Annotated in this window: 19 protein-coding genes and 2 tRNA genes; 13 read left to right on the top strand and 8 right to left on the bottom strand. The window is 45.2% G+C overall.

Going from position 1 to position 22,950, the window contains the following annotated elements; translation table 11 throughout:
• Window positions 1-216 precede the first annotated feature (216 nt).
• The 4 genes from E1919_RS13200 to pdxH form a co-directional block, all read right to left on the bottom strand.
• Entirely contained in the window at window positions 217-1,401 is a 1,185-nt protein-coding gene (locus tag E1919_RS13200) for a class I SAM-dependent rRNA methyltransferase (protein WP_162053875.1), read from the bottom strand.
• Between the two features lie 172 nt (window positions 1,402-1,573).
• Window positions 1,574-2,152 (bottom strand): Maf-like protein, encoded by a 579-nt coding sequence (locus E1919_RS13205; protein WP_162053876.1) that lies wholly within the window; start codon window positions 2,150-2,152, stop codon window positions 1,574-1,576.
• Window positions 2,118-3,416: a DUF1015 domain-containing protein gene (locus E1919_RS13210; protein WP_162053877.1), complete on the bottom strand. Its 1,299-nt coding sequence runs from the start codon at window positions 3,414-3,416 to the stop codon at window positions 2,118-2,120. The genes E1919_RS13205 and E1919_RS13210 overlap by 35 nt, the downstream gene beginning before the upstream one ends.
• A 47-nt stretch (window positions 3,417-3,463) precedes the next feature.
• A complete protein-coding gene (pdxH, locus tag E1919_RS13215; protein WP_162053878.1) occupies window positions 3,464-4,114 on the bottom strand; it encodes a pyridoxamine 5'-phosphate oxidase in 651 nt (216 codons plus the stop codon).
• Between the two features lie 581 nt (window positions 4,115-4,695).
• Between pdxH and E1919_RS13220 the strand changes: the two genes are divergently transcribed.
• The 5 genes from E1919_RS13220 to E1919_RS13240 all read left to right on the top strand — a co-directional run bounded on the left by E1919_RS13220 (window position 4,696) and on the right by E1919_RS13240 (window position 9,260).
• The gene (locus E1919_RS13220) at window positions 4,696-5,265 is read left to right on the top strand and encodes a YqgE/AlgH family protein (protein ID WP_162053879.1); all 570 of its coding nucleotides are present in this window, start codon (window positions 4,696-4,698) and stop codon (window positions 5,263-5,265) included.
• A 31-nt stretch (window positions 5,266-5,296) separates the two neighbouring features.
• Entirely contained in the window at window positions 5,297-7,501 is a 2,205-nt protein-coding gene (locus tag E1919_RS13225; protein WP_162053880.1) for a DUF349 domain-containing protein, read from the top strand.
• Between the two features lie 130 nt (window positions 7,502-7,631).
• Window positions 7,632-7,707: transfer RNA gene (locus tag E1919_RS13230), tRNA-Thr, on the top strand.
• Between the two features lie 56 nt (window positions 7,708-7,763).
• A tRNA-Thr gene (locus tag E1919_RS13235) sits at window positions 7,764-7,836 on the top strand.
• 257 nt (window positions 7,837-8,093) lie between these two features.
• Window positions 8,094-9,260: a hypothetical protein gene (locus E1919_RS13240; protein WP_162053881.1), complete on the top strand. Its 1,167-nt coding sequence runs from the start codon at window positions 8,094-8,096 to the stop codon at window positions 9,258-9,260.
• Here the strand turns inward: E1919_RS13240 and E1919_RS13245 are convergent.
• Complete coding sequence (locus E1919_RS13245) at window positions 9,257-10,294, bottom strand: potassium channel family protein (protein ID WP_162053882.1); 1,038 nt, start codon at window positions 10,292-10,294, stop codon at window positions 9,257-9,259. The genes E1919_RS13240 and E1919_RS13245 overlap by 4 nt on opposite strands.
• A gap of 129 nt (window positions 10,295-10,423) precedes the next feature.
• Here E1919_RS13245 and E1919_RS13250 point away from each other — a divergent pair, with 129 nt between their 5' ends.
• Window positions 10,424-11,446 (top strand): metal-dependent hydrolase, encoded by a 1,023-nt coding sequence (locus E1919_RS13250; protein ID WP_162053883.1) that lies wholly within the window; start codon window positions 10,424-10,426, stop codon window positions 11,444-11,446.
• A 30-nt stretch (window positions 11,447-11,476) separates the two neighbouring features.
• Here E1919_RS13250 and E1919_RS13255 read toward each other — a convergent pair whose 3' ends face one another.
• Window positions 11,477-12,205, bottom strand: coding sequence for a hypothetical protein (locus E1919_RS13255; RefSeq protein WP_162053884.1), 729 nt, complete (start codon window positions 12,203-12,205; stop codon window positions 11,477-11,479).
• Between the two features lie 188 nt (window positions 12,206-12,393).
• Between E1919_RS13255 and E1919_RS13260 the strand changes: the two genes are divergently transcribed.
• The 7 genes from E1919_RS13260 to E1919_RS13290 all read left to right on the top strand — a co-directional run bounded on the left by E1919_RS13260 (window position 12,394) and on the right by E1919_RS13290 (window position 20,331).
• Window positions 12,394-13,164: an SDR family oxidoreductase gene (locus E1919_RS13260; RefSeq protein ID WP_162053885.1), complete on the top strand. Its 771-nt coding sequence runs from the start codon at window positions 12,394-12,396 to the stop codon at window positions 13,162-13,164.
• A 132-nt stretch (window positions 13,165-13,296) separates the two neighbouring features.
• Entirely contained in the window at window positions 13,297-13,539 is a 243-nt protein-coding gene (locus tag E1919_RS13265) for a hypothetical protein (protein ID WP_162053886.1), read from the top strand.
• Between the two features lie 81 nt (window positions 13,540-13,620).
• On the top strand, window positions 13,621-16,206 hold the full coding sequence (gyrA, locus tag E1919_RS13270) for a DNA gyrase subunit A (RefSeq protein WP_162053887.1): 2,586 nt from the start codon (window positions 13,621-13,623) through the stop codon (window positions 16,204-16,206).
• A gap of 73 nt (window positions 16,207-16,279) precedes the next feature.
• Window positions 16,280-17,413 carry a tetratricopeptide repeat protein gene (locus E1919_RS13275; RefSeq protein WP_162053888.1) on the top strand — a complete coding sequence of 378 codons (1,134 nt, stop codon included), beginning with the start codon at window positions 16,280-16,282 and terminating at the stop codon, window positions 17,411-17,413.
• A gap of 351 nt (window positions 17,414-17,764) precedes the next feature.
• Entirely contained in the window at window positions 17,765-18,730 is a 966-nt protein-coding gene (locus tag E1919_RS13280; protein WP_237144343.1) for a glycosyltransferase family 2 protein, read from the top strand.
• 88 nt (window positions 18,731-18,818) lie between these two features.
• The gene (locus E1919_RS13285; RefSeq protein WP_162053890.1) at window positions 18,819-19,721 is read left to right on the top strand and encodes a glycosyltransferase family 2 protein; all 903 of its coding nucleotides are present in this window, start codon (window positions 18,819-18,821) and stop codon (window positions 19,719-19,721) included.
• 208 nt (window positions 19,722-19,929) lie between these two features.
• A complete protein-coding gene (locus E1919_RS13290; protein ID WP_162053891.1) occupies window positions 19,930-20,331 on the top strand; it encodes a GlcG/HbpS family heme-binding protein in 402 nt (133 codons plus the stop codon).
• 86 nt (window positions 20,332-20,417) lie between these two features.
• Here E1919_RS13290 and E1919_RS13295 read toward each other — a convergent pair whose 3' ends face one another.
• Together E1919_RS13295 and E1919_RS13300 are read right to left on the bottom strand one after the other, a co-directional pair.
• On the bottom strand, window positions 20,418-22,067 hold the full coding sequence (locus E1919_RS13295; protein ID WP_162053892.1) for an NADP-dependent glyceraldehyde-3-phosphate dehydrogenase: 1,650 nt from the start codon (window positions 22,065-22,067) through the stop codon (window positions 20,418-20,420).
• Between the two features lie 465 nt (window positions 22,068-22,532).
• Window positions 22,533-22,937 carry a phage holin family protein gene (locus E1919_RS13300; RefSeq protein WP_162053893.1) on the bottom strand — a complete coding sequence of 135 codons (405 nt, stop codon included), beginning with the start codon at window positions 22,935-22,937 and terminating at the stop codon, window positions 22,533-22,535.
• Window positions 22,938-22,950 lie beyond the last annotated feature (13 nt).

The raw sequence follows: 22,950 nt of genomic DNA on the forward strand, positions 1-22,950 counted from the left end.
TACAGCTCTCTTTAAACCCTAAATGTAACTTGGACATGCCAAAGGCGCGAGACGAAAGGGACCTGCAGAGCAGTGAGTAACCTATTTATTTCATGAACTCATGATGTTTCAGACTTCTCTCTGCTTCGCTTGCTCTTTTATGCTCGCGTCTCTGGCATACTTATAATTCAAGGATAAAGGAATTTGGAAGGAAGGTTATGAAACCTTGCCTAAAGTTTACTCCACAAACAGCACCAGTCCCTTCAGGTACTCTCCCTCCGGGTGGAAAATAGAGATAGGATGGTCGGCGGGCTGTGAGAGATGGTGCATGATTTTGATATTGCGCCCTGCTTCTATGGCAGCTGCCATCACGGTACTGTTGAAAAGGTACTTATCTACTACCTGTGAGCAGGAAAAGGTAAACAGGATACCTCCGGGCTTAATTTTTTTCATCGCCTCCGCGTTCAGGCGCTTGTATCCCATCAGGGCATTGTGGCGTACCTTCTGGCTTTTGGCAAAGGCAGGCGGATCCAGGATGATGACATCGTACATTTCCTCTTTGCCTTTTAGAAACTCAAAGGTATCCACGGCAAAGGCCTCGTGCCGCTCCGGTTCCTGACTCAGTTCACCGTTTTTGATAGTAAGTTCAATGGCTTTTTTGGATACGTCTACGGAATGCACTTCTTTGGCACCGGCATTCAAGGCATAAACAGAGAAGCCCCCGGTGTAGCAAAAAGTGTTCAGTACCGACTTGTCCTTTACATAGCGGGCCAGTAAATCGCGGTTCTCACGCTGGTCAATAAAAAAACCGGTTTTCTGCCCGCTTTCCCAATCCACAAAAAACTGATGCTTATTTTCAGTGACCACCACGCCGCCAGTGGATTCCCCGTAGAGATAACCGTTCACAGCGTCAACCGGTGATTTAGGTGAAAGCGATTCAGCACTTTTGTCGTAGATGGCTCTCAGCCTGTCGCCGTATATTTCCTGCAGTGCCTTGGCAATGTGATCCCGCACCTTATACATACCCACCGTATGGGTCTGGATGACAGCCGTATACTTATAGTAGTCAACTATTAATCCGGATACGCCGTCACCTTCTGCATAAATCAGGCGGTAGACATCGGTGTGTGCGTTATTAGTAAGACCAAGGCGGTCACGATAGTTGTAGGCCTGCTGAACTTTTCCTTTCCAGAAGGCATAATCCGGCGTTACTTGCTCAAATGAAAAAATGCGTACCGCAATAGAGCCTGGTGCCCAGTGGCCCATTGCCAGGAACTCATGCTTACTGGAGTATACTTCCACTATATCACCTTCGGCTGGCTCTCCGTCTGCCTTCCTGATAGCCCCGGAGAAAACCCATGGGTGCTGGCGCTTTAGAGAATGCTCCTTTCCGGGAGCTAAGTATAATTTGATAAAAGACATGCTTTTGATGTGCTAATGCTGAATGAAACAATGTGCTAATAAGGTAATTTACTAAAGCTTCTCTTCTTACAGGGGCAAGAGTTAATTCTGTCTACTCCTTCCTTAAGAAGCCCGTAATCATGTTGAATAAGATTGTCAAAGCTTTTTACAGGTTAATAATTAGACTAGTGCTTTAACGAACCACTCCTAACGCTTTCAACTGCGCGTATAGTTTCTCCACTGGCAGGCCCATTACGTTAAAATAGGACCCTTCAATGCGCTCAATTCCGATCATGCCAATCCATTCCTGTATGCCATAGGCGCCAGCTTTGTCGAAAGGCTGATAATTTCGGATGTAATAGTCAATTTCTGCCTTCGTCAGCTTTTTAAAGTACACTTTGGTGCTATCATGGAAAACAGCTTTTTGCTCTTTCATCAGCACACAGACACCCGTGATTACCTCATGGGAGGTACCAGACAAAGCACTTAGCATCTCGAAGGCTTCTTCATAGTTAGCAGGCTTATTCAAAATACGATCCTCAAGGCAAACTATGGTGTCGGCGGTAAGGAGTACCTCGTGCTGCAAATCGTGCTGGTAAGCATCTGCTTTATGCGAGGCCAGGTATTCAGCGACCTCCGCCCGTTTCAGGTGATCCGGAAAATCCTCATGTACTTCCTTTACTTTTATCTGAAAATCTAATCCAAGCCCGGCCAGCAGTTCTTTGCGGCGGGGGGAGTTAGAGGCAAGCAGCAGGGGCCGTAATAAATTCATCTTCTTTGATGGAGCTAAATAAGAAACCACTAATAACTTTAGGATAGAAAAAGGTTGACTTCTGAGGCATAATGGCTCCACTGTGGCAAACACGCTTCACCTGATCCATGGTGATCTCGTTTGTAATTAACGCTAGCCTTGCCTCCCCAGAGTCCACTTGCCTGATGCAGGAGGTAAAGTTTCGTACGTAGCTTAAGTCTTCATAATCGCGTTGCGCCTTCCGGTAAATTCCCAGCACCTTCTCAAAAATAAAATAATGCATCACGGTTAGGTCGAGGTTTTTTACCTCAGACGGAAAGTTCCAGTCTATTTGCCCATGCACCTCCGGCTTCAGGCGCAGTTTGTAAGCATTTCCGCTTAAGAACAGGCCAAAGGCCCACTGCTTGCCAACAATTACCTCGTTCAGTTCCAGCGGGTCTTCCTTCGGTATGATGGTAAAATAACTACTGAGCTTACTCAGGAATTCCTCATCCGTCATCTCCATTCGTTTCAGTACCCGGTGCGTAGGGAGAATACGCAGGTCATCGTGCTCAGAGTTTGTCAGGTACATGAGGTGGTAATTGTAAGGTTCGACTCCAGTGTGGTTCGGATTCTGCGCCATTCGCTTTTTCCGGTACTCCAGTGAACCTTCGTAGCGGTGGTGCCCATCAGCCAGCAGAATTTGCTTCTCACGCAGCGTCTCCACGAAAAGCCTGATGATGGCATGGTCATGAATTACTGCCAGCACATCCCGCACTCCCTGATAATCTTCCGTTTCATAAAGAGGTGAACGGATACTCTCGTCCAGGTAAGGCTCCAGTATAAACGCCTCATCCGTATAAAGCCCATGTGTAGGGCTTGTGTTCATTTCTGTTTCTTCCAGCAGCGCAATCCGGTCGTTAACAGCAGCAGGTATAGTGTTTTCGTGCCGAAGCAAAATGCCCTCTTTCCAGTCATAGGCCTTTATATTACAGATAAAGCCTTTGCGCACATATTCTTTGTCATTACCGGGTAACCGGAAATACTGGTAATACACGTAAATACCCGGCAGGTGGTCCTGCAGCAGCACCCCCTTATTTTTCCATTGTTGCAACAGAACAGCTGCAGCCTGTGCAGGGTTGTCACCAAGCGGCACAGACAAGTGTATGCTGTTGATGGGGTTGCGGTACAGTGCCTGCCGCTGTTTTTCAGAGACCACATCAAATAAAGGTGCCGTCAGTTCATCTATACTATCAGACAGGGTGTCGTTGTAGCGCCAGGCGCGGAAGGGTAGTATTTCAGCCATCAATGTTGTTGTTGATATAAAGAGAAAGAAGCCATTTAAAGCATCCTTCAGGGGGCAAGCCGCTTAATATTCCAGTTACTTTCCTGCTGCTTATAAACAATGCGATCGTGCAGGCGATTTGGGCGGCCTTGCCAGAATTCCATGCGCTCCGGCTGCAGTTGGTAACCTCCCCAATGCGGGGGTCGTGGTATTAAATCAGCCGTGGCATACTGCTCTGTAAGTTTTTTATCTGCTTCTTCTAATATTTTACGGCTTTTTACTTCCTGGCTTTGGGGAGAGGCCCATGCGCCAATCTGGCTGCCTTTCGGGCGGCTGTGGAAGTAGTTGTCAGAGACCTCGGGCGCCACTTTCACCACTTTGCCTTCTATCCGTACCTGACGCTCCAGAGCCGGCCAGAAAAAAGTAATAGAGGCAAACGGGTTTTCTTTCAGTTCCAGGCCTTTACGGCTATCGTAGTTAGTGAAGAAAGAGAGCCCTTGCGCAGACACATCCTTCAGCAGCACAACACGGGCAGACGGCTTTCCGGAGGCATCCACAGTAGACAGCACCATGGCGGTGGGTTCTTCGGCCTTTGCCTGTATGGCTTCCTCCAGCCACGCCTGAAACTGTTTTATCGGGTCAGTGGAAACAGATTCCTCAGAGAGAGCCTGCCTGGAGTAATTGTTTCTTATATCTGCAAGATTATGAGTAAAGGCCATATTTTAAGATTTGAATCAAAATTATAAAATTATCCGCTGTCTCTAAACTAATTTGTGCCGGCAGGTTTGTTAGCTATTGTTTCGATGTTGTTCCTTGAGCTATCAACAGGAATGTTTCAGATTCTGACGAAGCCATTGTTTCTAGCAAAAGCACTACTATTATACTACTCAGGATGAGCCTTGTCATTACCTAAAGGCATTCATAATGCTCTCTGGATACACATTTCAAACAAGCCTTTTCTGCTCTAAACCTTCGTTTATGGTGGTTTGATGCAGAATTTGACTCCCTTTGGCATATACGTTTATCTGAATTCGACCATATTTGCTGCTTTGCGTAAGAATGATAAAAGCTTTAACTTAAAGAAATCAGCATTGTTTAAGCCTGGTGTTCTTTAATTACACTTAGAGCTTGTTTTCATTTTGTTTTTGGTGCAAACATATGTGATTTTAGGTCAGATAAGACTTGCTCAAAAGGATATAGCAAGGCCGTTGCAACAGCAATGGCTGTGTCAGGTTCTAGAGGAGGCTGTTGGGTAGCAAAAATGAAATGTTAAACTTGCTCTTTCAGCGCGGGTAGATTCATGGAAGATAAAAGTCTAATAAAACCTCAGAACGGCAGCTTGCTCATCTCAGAACCATTTCTGGGAGATCCTAATTTTGAGCGGACGGTCATACTTGTTTGCAGCCACGATGAAGAGGAGGGGACATTTGGGCTAGTGCTAAACCGCACCTCTAATTTGAAGTTGTCGGATGTAATTGATGTGTACAACGAAGCTTTTGATGCAGAGTTAGGAGTGGGTGGACCAGTGCAGTACAACACTTTACATTATGTGCACCGCCTGCAAAACCTGCCACAAGCAGTGAAGCTGGATGACGAACTGTACTGGGGTGGTGACTTCGAACTGCTGCGCACTATGATAGGGGCCGGATTGGTGAATACGGATGATATCAGATTCTTTTTAGGGTACTCCGGCTGGACTGCAGGCCAGCTACAGGAAGAAATAGATAAAAATGTTTGGATTGTAAACAACGATGCTGCGAATAAATTATTTAATTTGGATTCTGATACCCTTTGGCGCAGTGTTCTGCGGGAAATGGGAGGAAAATTCAAGGTGCTTTCAAATTACCCTACAGACCCGCGCCTAAACTAAGCACGGATTAACTGTATTAAAGAATGTTGACATGACAACTGAAAATAAACAAATGGACACTACCGGAGCAGAGGCTAACAAACCTGAAAGCCAGCAAAACGCTGGCACGCCTAACAGCATTCTGGAACAAAGGCTGGCTGAGATAAATGCGCGCAAACAAAGCGAGCAGCAGCCAGATGAGGCGACACCGAAAGAAGAACAGCCGGAAATGAAGCCAAATTTGACCTCCGAAAATGAAGCCGACAAAGTTGAAGAAATTACGGAGGTCTTTGCTGAGGCAAACACTGATGTAAGAGACACAGAAACACCTGAAGAAGCCGCTATGCAAGAAGTAACCGCACCGGAGCAACGGGCCGCTTCTGCTGAGCAGGACCCTGTAAAGGAATATACACCTGAGCCAGACGCTGGTAAAGAACTTGAAGCAGCCACGCCTGATTTAACCGAAAAAGCTACCCCAGCTGCTGCCACAGGCACAGAGGCCGCTACACACCACCACGAGGAAGATGAGGAAGAAGAAGGAGAGAGGGTTGATTATAGTCTGCTATCATTAGATGAGCTCCGTCAGCAATTACAGACCGTGCTGAAGGGGCCAGATGCCATCAAGCAGAACAGGGTGGTTAATGAAATTCACCGCCACTACGACCAGAAGTTCCAGGCGGAGCGTTATGAGGCCCTTGAAAGGTTTAAGCAGGAGGGTGGCACGGAGGATGATTTTGCCTATAGTACCTCCAAGGAGCACCAGGACCTGGAGAAACTGCTTTCCGCTTACCGCGAGGCCAGGCATCAGCAGCGCCAGAACGTAGAGGAGCAGCGCCAGCGGAACATGGAGCGCAAGGAGCAGTTGCTGACCCAGTTGCGGCAGCTGGTGGAGTCCGCTGAAACAAAGAACAGTAGCGATGAAGTAAAAAAGCTGCAGGCAGAATGGAAGTCGATTGGCCCGGTGCCAGCCGGAGAAGCCCAGGAGCAATGGGATTCATACCACGCCCTGCTCGATATTTTCTACAACAACCGCAGTATGTTCTTCGAAATGAAGGAGCTGGACCGTAAGCGAAACCTGGATGCTAAAATACACCTTGTGGAGCGAGCCGAAGCCCTTAAAGATGAACAATCCATCAACAAAGCTTTGCAGGAACTGCGCCACCTGCACGAGGAATGGAAAAACATAGGACCTGTTCCCAACGATCAGCGGGACCCTATCTGGGAACGCTTCATACAGGCGTCAGAACAGGTACACGAGCGCCGCAGGGCCTACCATGGTGAGCGTAACCAGCGCGAACTGGAGAACCTCACTAAAAAGCGTGCGCTGCTGGAGCGTCTGCAGGAGTATACCGATTTTAAGACAGAGCGCATCAACGAGTGGCGTGACAAGACAGATGAGATACAGAAACTGAAAGAGGAGTGGGATGCAGCTGGTCTTGTGCCAAAAGAGCATGCCGAAGAGGTTAACAAGAACTTCTGGGGCAACTATAAAGCATTTTTCCAGCATAAAAACCAGTTTTTTAAAGCACTGGATGAACAGAAGATGCAAAACATGCGCCTGAAAACAGAGCTGTGCGAAGAAGCCGAAAGCCTGAAGGACAGTACCGACTGGAACTCTACCAAAGAGAAGCTGATACAGCTACAGAAAAAATGGAAGACTATAGGGCGTGTGCCAGATAAGCATTCAGACAAGATTTGGCAACGTTTCCGTGCCGCCTGTAACGAGTTTTTTGACAGGAAGCAGTCCAACGAACAAAGCAAAAGTGCAGAACTGGAGAAACTCTCCGCAGAAAAAGCAGAGTTGTGCGACCGGATAGCTGAAAAGCTGGCAATACCTACTACCGTTGGCTCTCTGCCAGAATATGAGGCGTTTGTAACAGAGTGGCGTGCGCTTGATACTGATAAGCGACGCAGCAGCCCGAAAACAGAAGAAAAGTTTCTGGCCTTGATGGAGAAGTACCTGGAGCGTGTGCCGGCGCTTAGTCTGCAGGAAAGAAACGATCTGCTTGTGAAGCTGCAGGTGGAACGCATCAAGCACAGCCCTGATTCCAGCCAAAAGCTACAGCAGCGTGAGCAGCATATACGCCGCGAAATAACACACCTGCAGAACGACATACAGACCCTGCGCACCAATATCGAATTTTTTGGCCGCTCTAAAAACGCCGACAAACTGCGACAGGAGTATGAAGGAAAAATTGCGGATGCACAAAAGCGGATAGACCAACTGCAACATCAGCTGGAAGTGTTCAGAGGGTAAAGTTTTTCCCTCTGAGCATCAAATCCTTATCGTGCGCTACAGATTTTTTTTAGAACAGCTGTTGCATGCTATAAATCTTCGCCATACTTTTGCAACGCTTTAACACAATAAAGCACAACACAAAGTGTAAGCCTCCTTAGCTCAGCTGGTAGAGCAACTGACTTGTAATCAGTAGGTCGCTGGTTCGATCCCGGCAGGGGGCTCCACTCCAAAAAGCAGAAGTATGTACTTCCTCTGCTTTTTCAGTTCAAATAAAGTACAGGCCTCCTTAGCTCAGCTGGTAGAGCAACTGACTTGTAATCAGTAGGTCGCTGGTTCGATCCCGGCAGGGGGCTCTTTCAGAAAACCACTTACACCGATAAAAGGTGTAAGTGGTTTTTTTTGGCCTATTTCTACCTGTTCTTCTTTAACTATATTCGCCATAAGCAGAGGGCTTCTAAAGCACCTGACTTGGATGCGCAAGAAAAGAGCGTATAGCAGCAGGAGGCATTGGCAGAACCTTCAAACATGGGCTTGGCGCATGGTGGGTAATATGCTTCCTTTTCTTTAAGATAATGCCGTAATTTGCAATCCGACTCCCTAAGTAACAACTATGCAACTGATAGAGGTAAACACCCCCGAACTGGCTCAGGAATTTTTAATGATGCAGGTCAGGCTCTATAAAAAAGACCCCAATTACATTCGCCCTCTGGACAAAGACGTTGATAATGTATTTGACCCGAAGAAAAACAAACTCCTCCGGGCAGGCGACGCTGTGCGTTGGCTGCTACAGGATGAAAAAGGTAAATCTATTGGACGTGTAGCGGCATTTGTCAATAGGAAAACGGCCAGTAAATACGACCAGCCCACTGGAGGCATGGGCTTCTTTGACTGTATCAATGATCAGGCAGCCGCCAACATGCTCTTGGATGCCTGCCATAATTGGTTGAAGGAAAAAGGCATGGAGGCCATGGACGGGCCAATCAATTTGGGAGAAAGAGACAAGTGGTGGGGCGTGCTGATCGACGGCTTCTATAAGCCAACATATTGCATGCACTATAACTACCCTTACTACAAAGACCTGCTGGAGAATTATGGTTTTGAGCTTTATTTCCAACAATACACTTACTACCGTACGGTGCACGACCCTCTTTCTCCAGAGTATGAGGAAAAGGCACAGCGGATACTGAATGACCAACGCTATACCTTCGAACAGCTCGATAAAAAGGAACTGAAGAAATTTACAGAGAATTTCCGGAAGGTATACAACAAAGCCTGGACTAAACATGAAGGCGTGAAGGAGATGAGTGAAGCACAGGCTACCGTTATTATGAACACCTTGAAACCCATACTGGATGAGCGAATTATGTGGTTCGCTTACTTTGAAGGGGAGCCTGTTGGTTTTTTTGTGATCATACCTGAGCTTAATCAATTGTTCCAGTACGTGAACGGCAAAATGGATTTGTGGGGTAAGGTAAAATTTGTGTTCCACCGCTGGCGCGGCGCATGCACCACCATGTATGGCATTGTCTTCGGTATTGCGCCCGAACAACAGGGAAAAGGTGTTGAAGCTGCCTTTATTGTGGGTGCTGGAAAAGTGATTCAGAACAACCCGAAGATTCCTTATAAAGACATGCAAATGAATTGGATTGGGGATTTCAACCCCAAAATGATGAAGGTAATAGAACAGATAGGCGGGCGCATTTACAAAACACATGCTACTTATCGCTATTTATTCGACCGCACCAAAGAATTCAAGCGAATGCCTATCATTCGTTAAAGCATAGACTCAAGGTCCATATCCTGACCTAAAACCGATGCCGAAATCTCTTTCCATTTCCAGCCATTATACTCCACCATGTACTTCAGTGCACGACGGCGCTTACTGAGTTTTTCCATCTTGTGTATATCAGGGTCTAATAGTGGAAAATCTGCCTGCTGCAGTTCATCAATATGTATGGCAGGCACATCGCTTTTATCAGTTTGAACATAAAGGGAGGTAAGTGAGCCGATGAAGGTGGTAATGGCTTTCCGAAGCGGGACCAAATATTCATCTCCCGGGCGCATTTGCTCCGGAACATAAAGGAGCATAATTGTAATAGCTTCATCGAGGGCTGCCAGGTTCGGCAGGAGAGACTCCTCCTTGTTTTTGTGCTGGAAATAATGTAACACCGGGTACGACAGGTGCATCTGACCCTGATGTACTATTTCGTGCGTTAGATTCTGAAACTGACCCTCGAGTTTCTTTAGATGCTCTCCATTCCAGTTATTCAGCAAAATGCGCTGTGGGCTATGTCCGATGGAGGCAATCTGGATACTAAGTGCTCTGCGTTGTGTAACAGCCGATAACACAGGCACCATATAAGTGATGGCAATGGTGATAAATATTAGGCCGGTAAACGAGATAAAAGCTGTATAAATACTCCAGCCACCTGTTCCTGCTTTAAAGTCGCCATTGCCTAGTGTAGAAAGTGTGTAGCCGGTGAAGTAGATACGCTCCATAGCATTTGCAGGGAGCAGTGTAGTTGTGTTTACAACAGAATCTTCATCAGAGGAATAAATAAATGCATTTCCTGCCCAAAGGAGAAATACCCAGGTCAATAGAATTGCAAAGACAATAGCAATACCTGCTCCTGTAAGTGGTGCCCTGGTACTCTTTAAGCGGCCAATATGATAAAAGATTCTCCAGACAGCAAGTGTTACAGGGCCACTGATAATACTTGCACCCCGTGGGGCAAAGGTGGTATAAATAAGATCATAGGCTGTGCAGCAAACAATAATGACGCCTAATATGAAATATATAATTGAGTCCATGGAGAGGGTACATTATAAACCATATACTTGTGACATTTAATTTGTGAGTTTATACCTTCGTGAGCTAAAAGGGGTTGTGAATTGATTTCCGCTGCCACTTTATATGCCTTGGGCTAAAGCTACTTCATCATGGATTCATTAACACAGATTGTTTTAGGTGCCGCTGTCGGAGAGGCAGTGGCTGGCAGGAAACTGGGGAACAGAGCGATGCTTTGGGGAGCCATAGCTGGCACCATCCCTGACCTGGATATACTAGCAAACCCGTGGCTGGATACGGTGGAGCAACTAAGCTTTCATCGCTCCATTACTCACTCGCTTCTCTTTGCTGTTGTTGTATCGCCTATCCTTGGCTGGCTTCTCCGGCGATTTTACAGGCACCAGCAGGCTACCTTCCGCGACTGGACCTGGTTGTTCTTTTTAGGCTTCACTACACATGCTTTGTTGGACAGTTGCACCACATGGGGTACCCAGCTACTGTGGCCATTCAGCAACTACGGAATTGCTTTCTATAATATCTTTGTAATCGATCCGCTTTATACCATTCCTTTTATGACTTGTGTAATAGCTGCAGCTTTCTATGCACGTAACAATCCAAAAAGAGCTTACCTGAATTACGCCGGACTCGGTATTAGCTCCGCTTACCTTCTGTTTTCATTTATAGCCAAAGCATCGGCAAACGAAACCTTCGAAGAAAGCTTTCAACGACAGCAAATCAGCTATAGCGATTATATTAGCAAACCTACACCACTTAACACTATTTTCTGGTCTGTTACAGCTAAGGGCGAGGGTGGTTTTTATAATGGCTTTTATTCTTTGCTGGATGAGGACGATACCGTAGCATTTGAGTATGTGCCGCAGCAGGCAGCACTGTTACAGCCATATATGGGTAATCCCAAACTGGAGCGCCTGCTTGAAATAACGAAAGGTTATTTTGCCGTTATACCCGCTGAAGAAAATGGTATACTAATTCAGGACCTGCGCTTCGGGAAATTCGACGGGTGGCGTGAGGAAGGCGGACAGTATGTGTTTGTATACCATGTGTGGCAGAACGAGCAGGGGGAGACGGAAGTGGAAGAGATTAACAACCGGCCTGAAATAGATGAAAACTATTTACAGGAATACTGGCAACGTATAAGGGGAATAAAAGAATAAAGCGCCTTATTCTTAATCTGTTCTGCTTGTCTAAAGGGATTCGTAAAAGGTTAACGCTTTTGCCCATCCTTCTCCGGTATTTAAATCAATATTTGCTAAAGAGACGTATTCCTGTACTTTTTCCTGCTTATTGGGTAAGGCTTTTAGCAGGGACTTTTTATTTAGTTTTACCTTCTCTACTTTATTATTGGGTCCTATTAAATAAAAAGTTTGTGCATCAACCAGTTCGTCATATTTTTTTCCCGCATTATAACCACCTTTGAAATCTGCTTTGATTAACTTTTTTTCCGGCACCATTACCAGTTGTGTACTGTTGCCATCATGCAACATTAGTACAAATTGGTTGGCAAATTTTGGGTTTAGCTTTGCCAAACTTGGTAAACGCCTGAAGATATATTCCTGCATCGTCTTGTTGTCTTCAATAACAAAACTTTCTATTTTATTTGGCTCGAGCACAAATTGTTCTCCTTTAGTATTCCGGTACAGAATGTTATTCTCATAGGCGTTATACTTTATCTCCATGTTAGCAATGAGCTTGTTTCCTGTTGTAACAGTCGACTTTTTCCATTCCTCATTAAAAAATGGCGTACCCTTTACACCTTCATATCGATTGTCATAAGTTCGTATTATCGCACCAGTATTATTGCTTCCTATTTCTGCTAAATTTCTTTCAGCATCAAGGCCAACAGGAACGTTAGATTGCGCAATGGTTAAATGGGCAACAAAAGCGAAGGGAAGTAGGAGCGTAAGCTTGTTCATATCGTGTTTTGTATAGGTGAAACAGCTGGTTTATATACTATCACAGCGGCAAAAATGCCAGCTGAATATAGCTAAATAAAATTAATTAGAGTAGCATAATAATTCCGCTTATAGTTCCATCGACACAAAGGGGCTAATTAATCCTATTTTACGTTCTTTAAGCGGTTAACAATCTAAAATACTTCATTATGACACAAAACAGGTGGTCACTGACTGGTAAAAAAGCAGTTGTTACGGGAGGCTCCAAAGGAATAGGAGCAGCTATTGTGGACGATTTCATCTCACTGGGAGCAGAGGTGCTGGCCGTAGGCCGAAAAGAGGAAAACCTGGAACGCCTGAAGGACGTGTACCCAGAGCGATTATACATCGTTTCCGCTGATGTAAGTACTGCTGAAGGACGGAAAAAGCTGACGGATAAAGTACAGGAACAATGGGGCGCGCTGGACATCCTTGTGAACAATGCGGGAACAAATATCCGGAAGCCTACTGCGGAATATACACCAGAAGAGTACGACTTTGTAATGAACACCAACCTGCGCTCGGCCTTTGACTTAAACCGCCAGTTGTACCCGCTGCTCCAAAAGTCCGGTCAGGCAAACATCATTCATGTTTCATCGGTGGCGGGTTTGGTTCATGTGCGCACCGGTAGCATCTATGGTATGACTAAAGCCGCCATGAACCAGTTAACGCGCAACCTGGCCGCTGAATGGGCTAAGGATGGTATACGCGTGAACGCTGTAGCTCCCTGGTATATCAGCACACCGCTGGCCCAGACAGTGCTCCAGAATCAGGACTTCTATAATTCAGTTGTAAGCAGAACGCCAATGCAGCAGGTAGGCAAACCAGAAGATGTAGCCGGTGCTGTTTCCTTTCTCTGTATGCCTGCTGCGGCCTATATCACCGGGCAAACCCTAGCAGTTGACGGTGGCTTTACCATCAATGGCTTCCACCCCCTTTAATTGGCCAACAGGCAAGTTATGAGCAAGAAAGTACCCATATATTTGCTGGATATTTAAAGCAAATTTGATTACTTTTGTAGGATATGGAATGGAGAGCCTGCTGTAGTAGCAGGCTCTTTTTAACCTAACAATATGGCTACACCCAGACTGCTGATTATTCTCCTGATTGCATTCCTTTCTGCTTCCCTATTTTCGTGTAAACCGGCTTGCCCTATTGCCTCCTGCCAGGTGCGCATGGTGCATCCGCATGGCGAGCAGGATTATAGAGGGCAACCTATCTGGAAAAAACAAAACCCAAAAATGGGGCAGAAGCTTCCAAAAACATCAAAGGAAACGGTGCCAAACAGGAAGGACAACAGCAGAAATAAGAACTAGCCTATATAGCTGTTAAGGCATTCTATTTAAATTGCCTCAATTTATCAACCAACCCAAAACACAAACATTTAGATTTTAGACATGATCGAAGGCGAAAGAATAATACCGATCAACATTGAAGACGAGATGCGCGGTGCGTATATCGACTACTCAATGTCTGTTATCATTTCAAGAGCCTTACCCGATGTTCGGGACGGACTGAAGCCTGTGCACCGCCGCGTGCTGTACGGTATGTCCGAACTGGGGGTATCTTATAACAAAGCGTATAAAAAATCGGCCAGAATAGTAGGAGAGGTGCTGGGTAAATACCATCCGCACGGTGACTCGTCTGTGTATGAAACCATGGTGCGTATGGCCCAGGAATGGTCGCTGCGCTACCCGCTGGTCGATGGCCAGGGAAACTACGGTTCCATAGACGGTGACTCACCGGCTGCCATGCGTTACACTGAGGCGCGCCTCAAGCGAATGGCTGATGAACTACTGGCTGACCTTGAGAAGAACACCGTAGACTTTGTGCCTAACTTCGATGACTCTCTCAAAGAGCCGTCTGTGATGCCTGCCAAGTTTCCGAACCTGCTCGTGAACGGCACTTCCGGTATTGCGGTAGGTATGGCAACGAACATGGCGCCACATAACCTGTCAGAGGTAATAAACGGTACCATCGCCTACATAGAAAATAATGAAATTACCATTGCGGAACTGATGCAGTACATTACTGCCCCGGATTTCCCGACAGGTGGTATCATCCATGGATACGATGGGGTAAAGTCTGCTTTTGAAACGGGTCGTGGACGTGTGCTGATGCGTGGCCGGGCCAATTTTGAGACATCACCTTCCGGTAAAGAGCAGATCATTGTAACCGAGATACCTTACATGGTAAACAAGGCAACGTTGATTGAGAAAACAGCTGGTCTTGTAAATGATAAGAAGATTGATGGTATAGCTGATTTGCGTGATGAGTCCGACCGCGACGGCTTGCGCATTGTGTACGACCTGAAGCGCGATGCTATACCGAACGTGGTACTCAACAACCTGTATAAATACACGGCGCTGCAATCTTCATTTGGCGTGAACAACGTGGCCCTGGTGAAAGGCCGCCCGATGACACTCAACCTGAAGGAGCTGATTCATTACTTTGTGGAGCATCGCCATGAGGTGGTTATTCGCCGCACGCAGTATGAACTGGATGAAGCCAAGAAGCGCGCGCATATTTTAGAAGGTTTGCTAATAGCGTTGGATAACCTCGATGAGGTTATCAACCTTATTCGTTCATCACGTGATCCGGAGATTGCACGCAATGGCTTAATTGAGCGCTTTGGTCTATCTGAGCTTCAGGCTCGTGCTATTCTGGATATGCGTCTGCAACGCCTGACTGGCCTGGAGCGTGATAAAATCCAGCAGGAATTCCAGGAGATTATGAAGCTGATAGATTTCTTAACCTCTATCTTGAACGATGAAGGCCTGCGCATGCAGATCATCAAAGATGAGCTGACTGAAATAAGGGAACGGTATGGAGACGGACGCCGCACCGGTATTGAGGCCAGCACCGGCGATATTTCTTACGAGGACATGATCCCGGAAGAGAACATGGTGATCACTATTTCTCATGAAGGTTATATCAAGCGTACCTCCCTGAGCGAGTACCGCAGCCAAAGCCGCGGTGGTGTAGGCTCAAGAGGAGTGGCCGCATCAAAGGAGAGCGACTTCACTGAGCACCTCTTTATTGCCAATACGCACCACCACATGCTGTTCTTTACAGAATCTGGTCGTGTGTTCTGGCTAAAAGTATATGAGCTGCCGGAAGGAGGGAAGACGACCAAAGGTCGCGCTATACAGAACCTCATTCAGATTGAAAAAGAGGACAATGTCCGTGCTGTACTGAATGTGCGTGACCTCAAAAATGAGGATTATGTGCTCAACCATAACCTGGTGTTCATCACCGAGCAGGGCACTATCAAGAAAACGGCGCTGGAGGCGTATTCACGCCCACGTACAAACGGTATCAACGCTATTTCTATTAATGATGGTGACCGTCTGCTGGATGTGCAGCTGACAAACGGCAGCAGCGAAATTATCATTGCGCTGGAGTCTGGACGTGCCATTCGCTTTAATGAGACCCAGGTACGTGGAATGGGACGTAACGCTGCAGGTGTTCGTGCCGTAACACTTGGCGGACCGGATGACAAAGTAATTGGTATGGTTTGTGTAACAGATGAAAACACAGAACTGTTAGTTGTGTCTGAGAATGGCTTCGGCAAACGCTCTCTTTTAGAAGAGTACCGCATCACGAACCGTGGCGGTAAAGGAGTTAAGGCCATGAATATTACTGACAAAACAGGTAAGCTGATTGCCATCAAAGGTGTGATTGACACTGATGACCTGATGATTATTAACCGTTCCGGCATCACTATCAGGCTACGTGTGGCAGATCTGCGCGTAATCGGACGAGCCACACAAGGAGTTCGCCTGATCAAGCTAAATGAGAACGACCAGATTTCTTCAGTAGCAAAAGTGGAGATGGAAAACGAGGAAGAAATAAGTGAGGAGGAAATTGTGGAAGCAGTGTTGGATCAGTCAGAACTGGCTCCGGAAGAATCGCTGAAACCAGATGAAATGATTGATCCGGAAACCACTGAAGATAATCCGGAAGACACGGAAGAGGTATAAATTTTCCAGTAAACGAACTAATTCACAGATATTTAACGTTACACAAACAATCATAAACCATTCAAATTTAAGCATGAAAAAAATACTTTTAACAGCCTTGGCAGCCGCAAGCATTTCGGTAGCAAGTGCACAAAACTCAGCAGTGAACAGCGCCATCTTGAATCACAAGAACGGTACGCTGGACAAAGCTCAGGAAAGTATCGATAAAGCCATCGAACACAAGAAAACCATGGATAAAGCAAAAACCTGGTTTTACCGTGGCGTTATTTACCAGGACATGATCGGCAATCCGATATATGGTAAATTGGCTGACGACAATACGCCAACTCTTGTACTGGAATCTTTCGATAAAGCAGTTGAGTTAGATGGTAGTAATGGTGAATTTGCGAAGCAGGTACCTGCACGTAAGGAGCAGCTATACGGCCAGGTGCTGAACCAGGCGGTAGAATTCCATAACAACCAGGACTGGGAGAATGCCATTGAGAAATATAAACTTGCCAGTAAAATAAGCCCTACAGATACAACAGCAGTTTTATATGCTGCTTATGCGTCTACAGCTAACCAGGATTATCCTGCTGCGATCGGGTTTTATGACAACCTGATTACAATGGGTCACACGACGGAAGATGTTTACAAGAACAAAATTCAGTTGATGCAGGCTACTGAAGCTTCTGACGAAGAAGTGATGAAGGCTTTAGCTGCCGGCTTAGAAAAGCAGCCAAACAGCGTTTACCTGATGCAGGAAGAGCTTCGTTACTATCTGAAAAACGACCGTGCCGAAGAAGCAATGGACAAGTTGGACAAAGCTATTGCAGCAGACCCAACTAACGCCAGCCTTTTAGCAGTAAAAGGAAACCTGTTAGAGCGTAAGAAGGATTTAGAAGGTGCTACGACCATCTATAAAAAGGCTATCGAAATTGAGCCAAATAACTTCGATGCTAACTATAACCTGGGAGTGCTGGAGTTCAACAAGGGGGCTGATGTAAATAACAGAGCAGCTAAAATGGATTATGCTACTTACCAGAAGAAAGGTAAAGCCTTGGAGGCTGAGGCCAAAAAGTATTACCAGGCTGCAGTACCATATTTCGAAAAGGCACTTGAGATTCAGCCTAAAGACGAGGCTACTATGCAGAACCTGATAAAGCTTTACACACGTCTTGAGCGCAAAGCAGATGCTGAGAAAATCAGCGCCATGATGAACAACTAGTTTTAACTAGTCTAAATTAAAAAGAGGCAGTCTGAACATGATTGCCTCTTTTTAATTTATCCGTCTGTTTACTCTTTTCTGAAGTACAGGCTGAAAACTCTTGCTCCGATTAGTAGCCGGTTTAGACACTTTTTTTGTTTACACTACATGTTAAAGTGTAAACAATATAATTTGAAATTATATAATATTTTCTTAAATCACGAATATATTCATAAAGAAACATATAATATTACCCATTCCCGAGCGTTTAAAGTATATTTGATTATTTGCTTCTGAATGTTACGTGTCCCCCAATCGCCTCCCTCCATTTCAGTTCTTCCTGCCGGGGTGCCAAGGCCACTGTGGTCGGTTATGATTCCGGTCTACAACTGTGCCGACTATATACCTGAAGCATTACATAGTGTGCTGGCTCAGTGTATAGGAGAGGAACAAATGCAGATAGAAGTTGTAGATGATGCTAGCACCGATGCAGATGTGGAGGCCATTGTACGCGAAATAGGTGGAGGAAGAGTCGCCTACCATCGTCAACCGGAGAACGTGGGTAGCCTGCGTAATTTTGAAACTTGCATCAACCGCGCTCGAGGCAGGCTGGTACACCTGCTACACGGAGACGACCGGGTGAAGCAGGGTTTCTACCGTAAAATAGCCTTTCTCTTCGAACAATTCCCAGCGGCAGGAGCTGCTTTCTGCAGATATAGTTTCATCGACAAGACAGGTAACTGGTCTCACAACACCCCTCGTGAAGCCAAAAAAGATACAATTTTAAATAACTGGTTTGTCCAGATTTGCAAGAAGCAGCGTATCCAGTATGCTTCTATGGTAGTGCGTCGTGAGGTATATGAGCATTTGGGAAGCTTTTATGGAATGCCTTACGGAGAGGATTGGGAAATGTGGGTACGCATCGCCCGGTATTATTCTATAGCTTATACTCCTGAAATTCTTGCAGAATACCGGCTGCTAGATGATTCTATGTCCAATCGTATGGAATCTTCCGGTCAAAGTTTGTTTTTACTGCTCAAATCTCGTGCGCTTATACAGGAGCATATTTTGCAGGAGCGTATACCTGAAAGCATAAAAAAAAATATTATTGCTGAAGGAAAAAAGCATTGCGCTCTTTATTGCATAGCATTAGCTAGTAATATTCATAAGAAAACTCATAACAGATTATTAGCTAAGGAATATATTATAACTGCCCTTCATTTAAGTAAAAAACCTTCTGTTGTTTTACGTGTTCTAAAATTTTGTTTGAAGTTGACTCTCATGAAATTTTCTGCTCGTCCTTTTACTGTTTTAGGCATTTTGAATCACTATACTTAATTTTTAGTGTAGCATGTTGCGTATCCCCCAATCGCCTCCCTCCATTTCAGTTCTTCCTGCCGGGGTGCCAAGGCCACTGTGGTCGGTTATGATTCCGGTCTACAACTGTGCCGACTATATACCTGAAGCATTACATAGTGTGCTGGCTCAGTGTATAGGAGAGGAACAAATGCAGATAGAAGTTGTAGATGATGCTAGCACCGATGCAGATGTGGAGGCCATTGTACGCGAAATAGGTGGAGGAAGAGTCGCCTACCATCGTCAACCGGAGAACGTGGGTAGCCTGCGTAATTTTGAAACTTGCATCAACCGCGCTCGAGGCAGGCTGGTACACCTGCTACACGGAGACGACCGGGTGAAGCAGGGTTTCTACCGTAAAATAGCCTTTCTCTTTGAACAATTCCCAGCGGCAGGAGCTGCCTTTTCAAATTACTTAGATATAGATTCTGAAGGGAAAACTATCAAACTTCACAAATCATTAGCTGAAAAAGATGAAATTTTAAAAGATGGATTACTAAAAATTGCTGAGCATCAGTATATTCAATATGTTTCTATAGTAGTACGTCGTGAGGTATATGAGCATTTGGGAAGCTTTTACGGTGGTGTTTATGGAGAAGACTGGGAAATGTGGGCACGAATTGCCAGGGTTTATTCGATTGCTTATTCTCCTGAAACTCTTGCTGAATACAGGAAGCATCAAGGTTCGATTTCTTGGCCAAAGAATGAGACAGGACAGAATACAAAAGATTTAGCGATTGTCTTAAACATTATTGAAAATTATCTACCAGATGATAAGAAGTGTATCATGAGTAAAACGAAAAAAAGTTGTGCACTTTTTTGTTTAGCCAAAGCGAACATTATTTTAGGTGAATCAGGTAATGAATTAGCTGCCCTGACACAGGTAAAACTAGCACTTAGTCTAAATAAATCGCCCTTACTTTATTATCACATTGTAAAATTTTATATTAAGCTTGTTTTTAAAAAATATTAGATGATAAAGGTAGGGTTTAGGCAGGTTTTACACCCTGCTTAACATAATATAAATTATAAGACTTATAATATACGACGTAAAACATCTATTTTAAGTGTCACTCATAATATACTTTATGTTAAATAGGTATAACTTTTCCGACTCGTAAAACTTTTGTCTGACTCTTTAGTATGCTTGAAAGAAACCTTTACGAATAAACTGAAAACAAATGAATTTAACATTAGAGCAAGCACAAGCGGCTTTAAACGCAGCTAAAGAGAAAGCACAGGAACTAGACCTGAAAATGAACATTGCATTGGTAGACGCCGGTGCTAACTTAACAGCCTTTGCCCGTATGGATGGTGCTTGGCTTGGGTCTGTAGACATTGCCATAAAAAAAGCCAGAACAGCCCGCTTCTTTGACATGCCCACGGGCGATCTAGGTCAGGCGTCACAGCCAGGCGGTTCGCTTTATAACATTGAGCACTCCAACGGTGGTCTTATTACGTTTCCTGGGGGAATTCCAATCAAAGACGGAAACGGCAAAATTATTGGTGCTATTGGTGTGTCTGGCAGCACAGTTGAAAACGACCATACGGTGGCCGAAGCCGGTATGAACGCTGTTAAATAAGATACCGCATATCAATTACATTACAAAAGGAGTCGCAGTATATGGCCACGACTCCTTTTGTAATTTGCTTCAAATTTATGGCTTCTCTAGAAAATATACTTTGTACTCAGAAAGTTAGAGTTTCCCTCGTTCACAATTTCATTAATGAGCTTCTTGTTGTTCTCATTGAGCTTCGTGGCCACCAGCGAGCGGATGGAGAATGAACGCAAAGCATCTACCACTGACAAAGTGCCTTCTGCACTGTCTTTACGACCCGTAAATGGAAACGTGTCTGGTCCCCGCTGGCACTGGCAGTTAATATTCACGCGGCTCACTTGGTTCACCAGCGGGTCAATAAGCGAGGCAGTCTCGGCAGCATCGTTGCTGAAAATACTGACCTGCTGCCCGTGAGTAGATTCAATTAAATACTGAATTGGCTCCTCCAGGTCATCAAAAGGAACGACTGGAATAACTGGTCCGAATTGCTCTTCCCGGTATACTTTCATGTCTTTATTTACAGGGTAAAGTATGGCAGGATATACAAAAGACTCAAACGAAGTCCCTCCTCCTCTATTTACCACGGCTGCGCCATGTGCGGCGGCATCATCAATCAGGTCTTTCAGGTAAGCAGGCTTATGCGGCTCCGGCAATGGCGTTAGAGCAACCCCTTTCTCCCATGGCATCCCAATCTTCAGTTTACCGACAGCTTCACTTAACTGCTCCAGGAACTGATCCACCTTCGAGCGGTGCACAAATATTATTTTAAGAGCTGTACAGCGCTGCCCGTTAAAAGAAAGCGCACCGAGCACTGTTTCAGAAACAGCCAGTTTCACATCCGCATTTTCTGTCACTATGGCGGCATTCTTAGCGTCCAGTCCAAGTATGGCCCGCAACCTGTTCACCTTCGGGTGGAGCTTCTTTAGTTCATCAGCTACTTTGCTTGAGCCTATCAACGTCAAAACATTTATTTTACCAGACTGCATCAGTGCCGGCACAATGGCATGCCCGCGACCGTAAATAGTGTTGACTACTCCTTTCGGGAAACACTCCTTAAAAGCCTGCAGTAGTGGGTAGTGCAGTAGCGTACCATGCTTCGGTGGCTTGAACAACAGGGTATTACCCATAATAAGGGCAGGAATAAGCGTGGTAAACGTTTCGTTCAGCGGGTAGTTGAATGGCCCCATACATAGCACCACTCCCAGCGGCGAACGACGGATTTGGGCTACAATCCCCTGCTCAATATCGAAGCGGGAAGAATCGCGGTCTAGGTCTTTAAGGGCATCAATGGTTGCATATATATACTCCACTGTCCTGTCAAATTCCTTCACAGAATCAGCAACAGACTTACCTATTTCCCACATAATGAGCTTCACAACAATATCTTTCTGCTCAATCATTTTATGTGTAAACTGCTCTACACAGCGGATGCGGTCCTGTACGCTCATGGTCGGCCACTGTCCGCGGCCATTGTTGTAAGCTGCCACAGCTGCATCCAACGATTCCATTGCTTCCTTTTCCGTACAAACGGGGTAAGTGCCAATAACCTTGCGTTTAAAGCCTTCAGGTGTTTTAACAGCTACCGGAGAGTAAACTATATGCACAGCTCCCTCCCACTGTTTCATTTCTCCGTCAGACAGGAATTCGCGCTGATGGATTTCCTGTTTCAGCTTAAATTCTTCTGGAATTTGATTTTCCTCAACAAAAATTGATTTTACCTGGTCTTCTGTTGCATTCTCTGCAAAGTCAGTTACACTCATTGCACGTTATTTAGATTTTACAATAATCATGAAGCAGCTCTTTTAATGTAATCTTGTGTCAACTCCAGCACCATAAGTGAAGGAGCTGGTAAAATTACACACCAATACCCGTAGCTACTTTAAGTGCCACAAAATTAGAAGTTGTTTTTGAATTGTAAAATATAAACTCATAATTGTTGCTTAAATAGTAATTATGAAAGCATAATAATATTATTTTACTAACAAGTGTTAGGTTATTCTATATAGCTAGAAAGGCACTAATTACTTGCCGCGAAATGAAAAATCCTACGCTGCTATAAGGCGCAGCATCTCTTCTCTTTGTATCTTGTTTTCTGTTTTGCAACAGATGTAGAAACTGCTCAGGCTGACGGAAAGATGTACTTGGTTGGGCGGATACGAACAGCTAAAATTAAAAAGGTCCTGCATCAGTATGTGCAGGACCTTTTTAATTATGGTCAGGTAGAATTACTTGGCAGCTATACGCATCTCTTTTTGCTGCGGTGCCTGCTCCAGGATAGTGTAATCATCATTTCCGCCCCTAACCCAGCTAACAGCTGCAATGGCCAGTGCCGTTACAAGGGCAATAATGAATGCAGGCAAAAAGCCATCAATTTTGAAATTACCCACCAACTTGTCAACCAGTTTTATCATCAAGGCAACCACGAACAAACTGACGATGGCCTCCAATAAGAAGAAGGTAACAAGGTTGAGTAAGCCGCTAAGAAGCCACCCTATGGTCGCATTTAAAATGGCAACCAGAAAAGCCACCCACAGCGCAGTCCAGAAGCTTTTAACATGTACACTGGACATGGCATACGCCAGTATTAAAATAACGCCGGCAGTAACAAATAAATTAATGATGAATTCCATAGTGTTCGTTTGT

This window comes from Pontibacter pamirensis, from assembly GCF_010015475.1.
Lineage (GTDB): Bacteria > Bacteroidota > Bacteroidia > Cytophagales > Hymenobacteraceae > Pontibacter > Pontibacter pamirensis.

What these genes read in the sequence shown, in the direction of transcription:
- E1919_RS13200 (WP_162053875.1), bottom strand. Translation starts at nt 1,401, where the DNA reads ATGTCTTTTATCAAATTATACTTAGCTCCCGGAAAGGAGCATTCTCTA.
- E1919_RS13205 (WP_162053876.1), bottom strand. Translation starts at nt 2,152, where the DNA reads ATGAATTTATTACGGCCCCTGCTGCTTGCCTCTAACTCCCCCCGCCGC.
- E1919_RS13210 (WP_162053877.1), bottom strand. Translation starts at nt 3,416, where the DNA reads ATGGCTGAAATACTACCCTTCCGCGCCTGGCGCTACAACGACACCCTG.
- pdxH (WP_162053878.1), bottom strand. Translation starts at nt 4,114, where the DNA reads ATGGCCTTTACTCATAATCTTGCAGATATAAGAAACAATTACTCCAGG.
- E1919_RS13220 (WP_162053879.1), top strand. Translation starts at nt 4,696, where the DNA reads ATGGAAGATAAAAGTCTAATAAAACCTCAGAACGGCAGCTTGCTCATC.
- E1919_RS13225 (WP_162053880.1), top strand. Translation starts at nt 5,297, where the DNA reads ATGACAACTGAAAATAAACAAATGGACACTACCGGAGCAGAGGCTAAC.
- E1919_RS13240 (WP_162053881.1), top strand. Translation starts at nt 8,094, where the DNA reads ATGCAACTGATAGAGGTAAACACCCCCGAACTGGCTCAGGAATTTTTA.
- E1919_RS13245 (WP_162053882.1), bottom strand. Translation starts at nt 10,294, where the DNA reads ATGGACTCAATTATATATTTCATATTAGGCGTCATTATTGTTTGCTGC.
- E1919_RS13250 (WP_162053883.1), top strand. Translation starts at nt 10,424, where the DNA reads ATGGATTCATTAACACAGATTGTTTTAGGTGCCGCTGTCGGAGAGGCA.
- E1919_RS13255 (WP_162053884.1), bottom strand. Translation starts at nt 12,205, where the DNA reads ATGAACAAGCTTACGCTCCTACTTCCCTTCGCTTTTGTTGCCCATTTA.
- E1919_RS13260 (WP_162053885.1), top strand. Translation starts at nt 12,394, where the DNA reads ATGACACAAAACAGGTGGTCACTGACTGGTAAAAAAGCAGTTGTTACG.
- E1919_RS13265 (WP_162053886.1), top strand. Translation starts at nt 13,297, where the DNA reads ATGGCTACACCCAGACTGCTGATTATTCTCCTGATTGCATTCCTTTCT.
- gyrA (WP_162053887.1), top strand. Translation starts at nt 13,621, where the DNA reads ATGATCGAAGGCGAAAGAATAATACCGATCAACATTGAAGACGAGATG.
- E1919_RS13275 (WP_162053888.1), top strand. Translation starts at nt 16,280, where the DNA reads ATGAAAAAAATACTTTTAACAGCCTTGGCAGCCGCAAGCATTTCGGTA.
- E1919_RS13280 (WP_237144343.1), top strand. Translation starts at nt 17,765, where the DNA reads ATGATTCCGGTCTACAACTGTGCCGACTATATACCTGAAGCATTACAT.
- E1919_RS13285 (WP_162053890.1), top strand. Translation starts at nt 18,819, where the DNA reads ATGATTCCGGTCTACAACTGTGCCGACTATATACCTGAAGCATTACAT.
- E1919_RS13290 (WP_162053891.1), top strand. Translation starts at nt 19,930, where the DNA reads ATGAATTTAACATTAGAGCAAGCACAAGCGGCTTTAAACGCAGCTAAA.
- E1919_RS13295 (WP_162053892.1), bottom strand. Translation starts at nt 22,067, where the DNA reads ATGAGTGTAACTGACTTTGCAGAGAATGCAACAGAAGACCAGGTAAAA.
- E1919_RS13300 (WP_162053893.1), bottom strand. Translation starts at nt 22,937, where the DNA reads ATGGAATTCATCATTAATTTATTTGTTACTGCCGGCGTTATTTTAATA.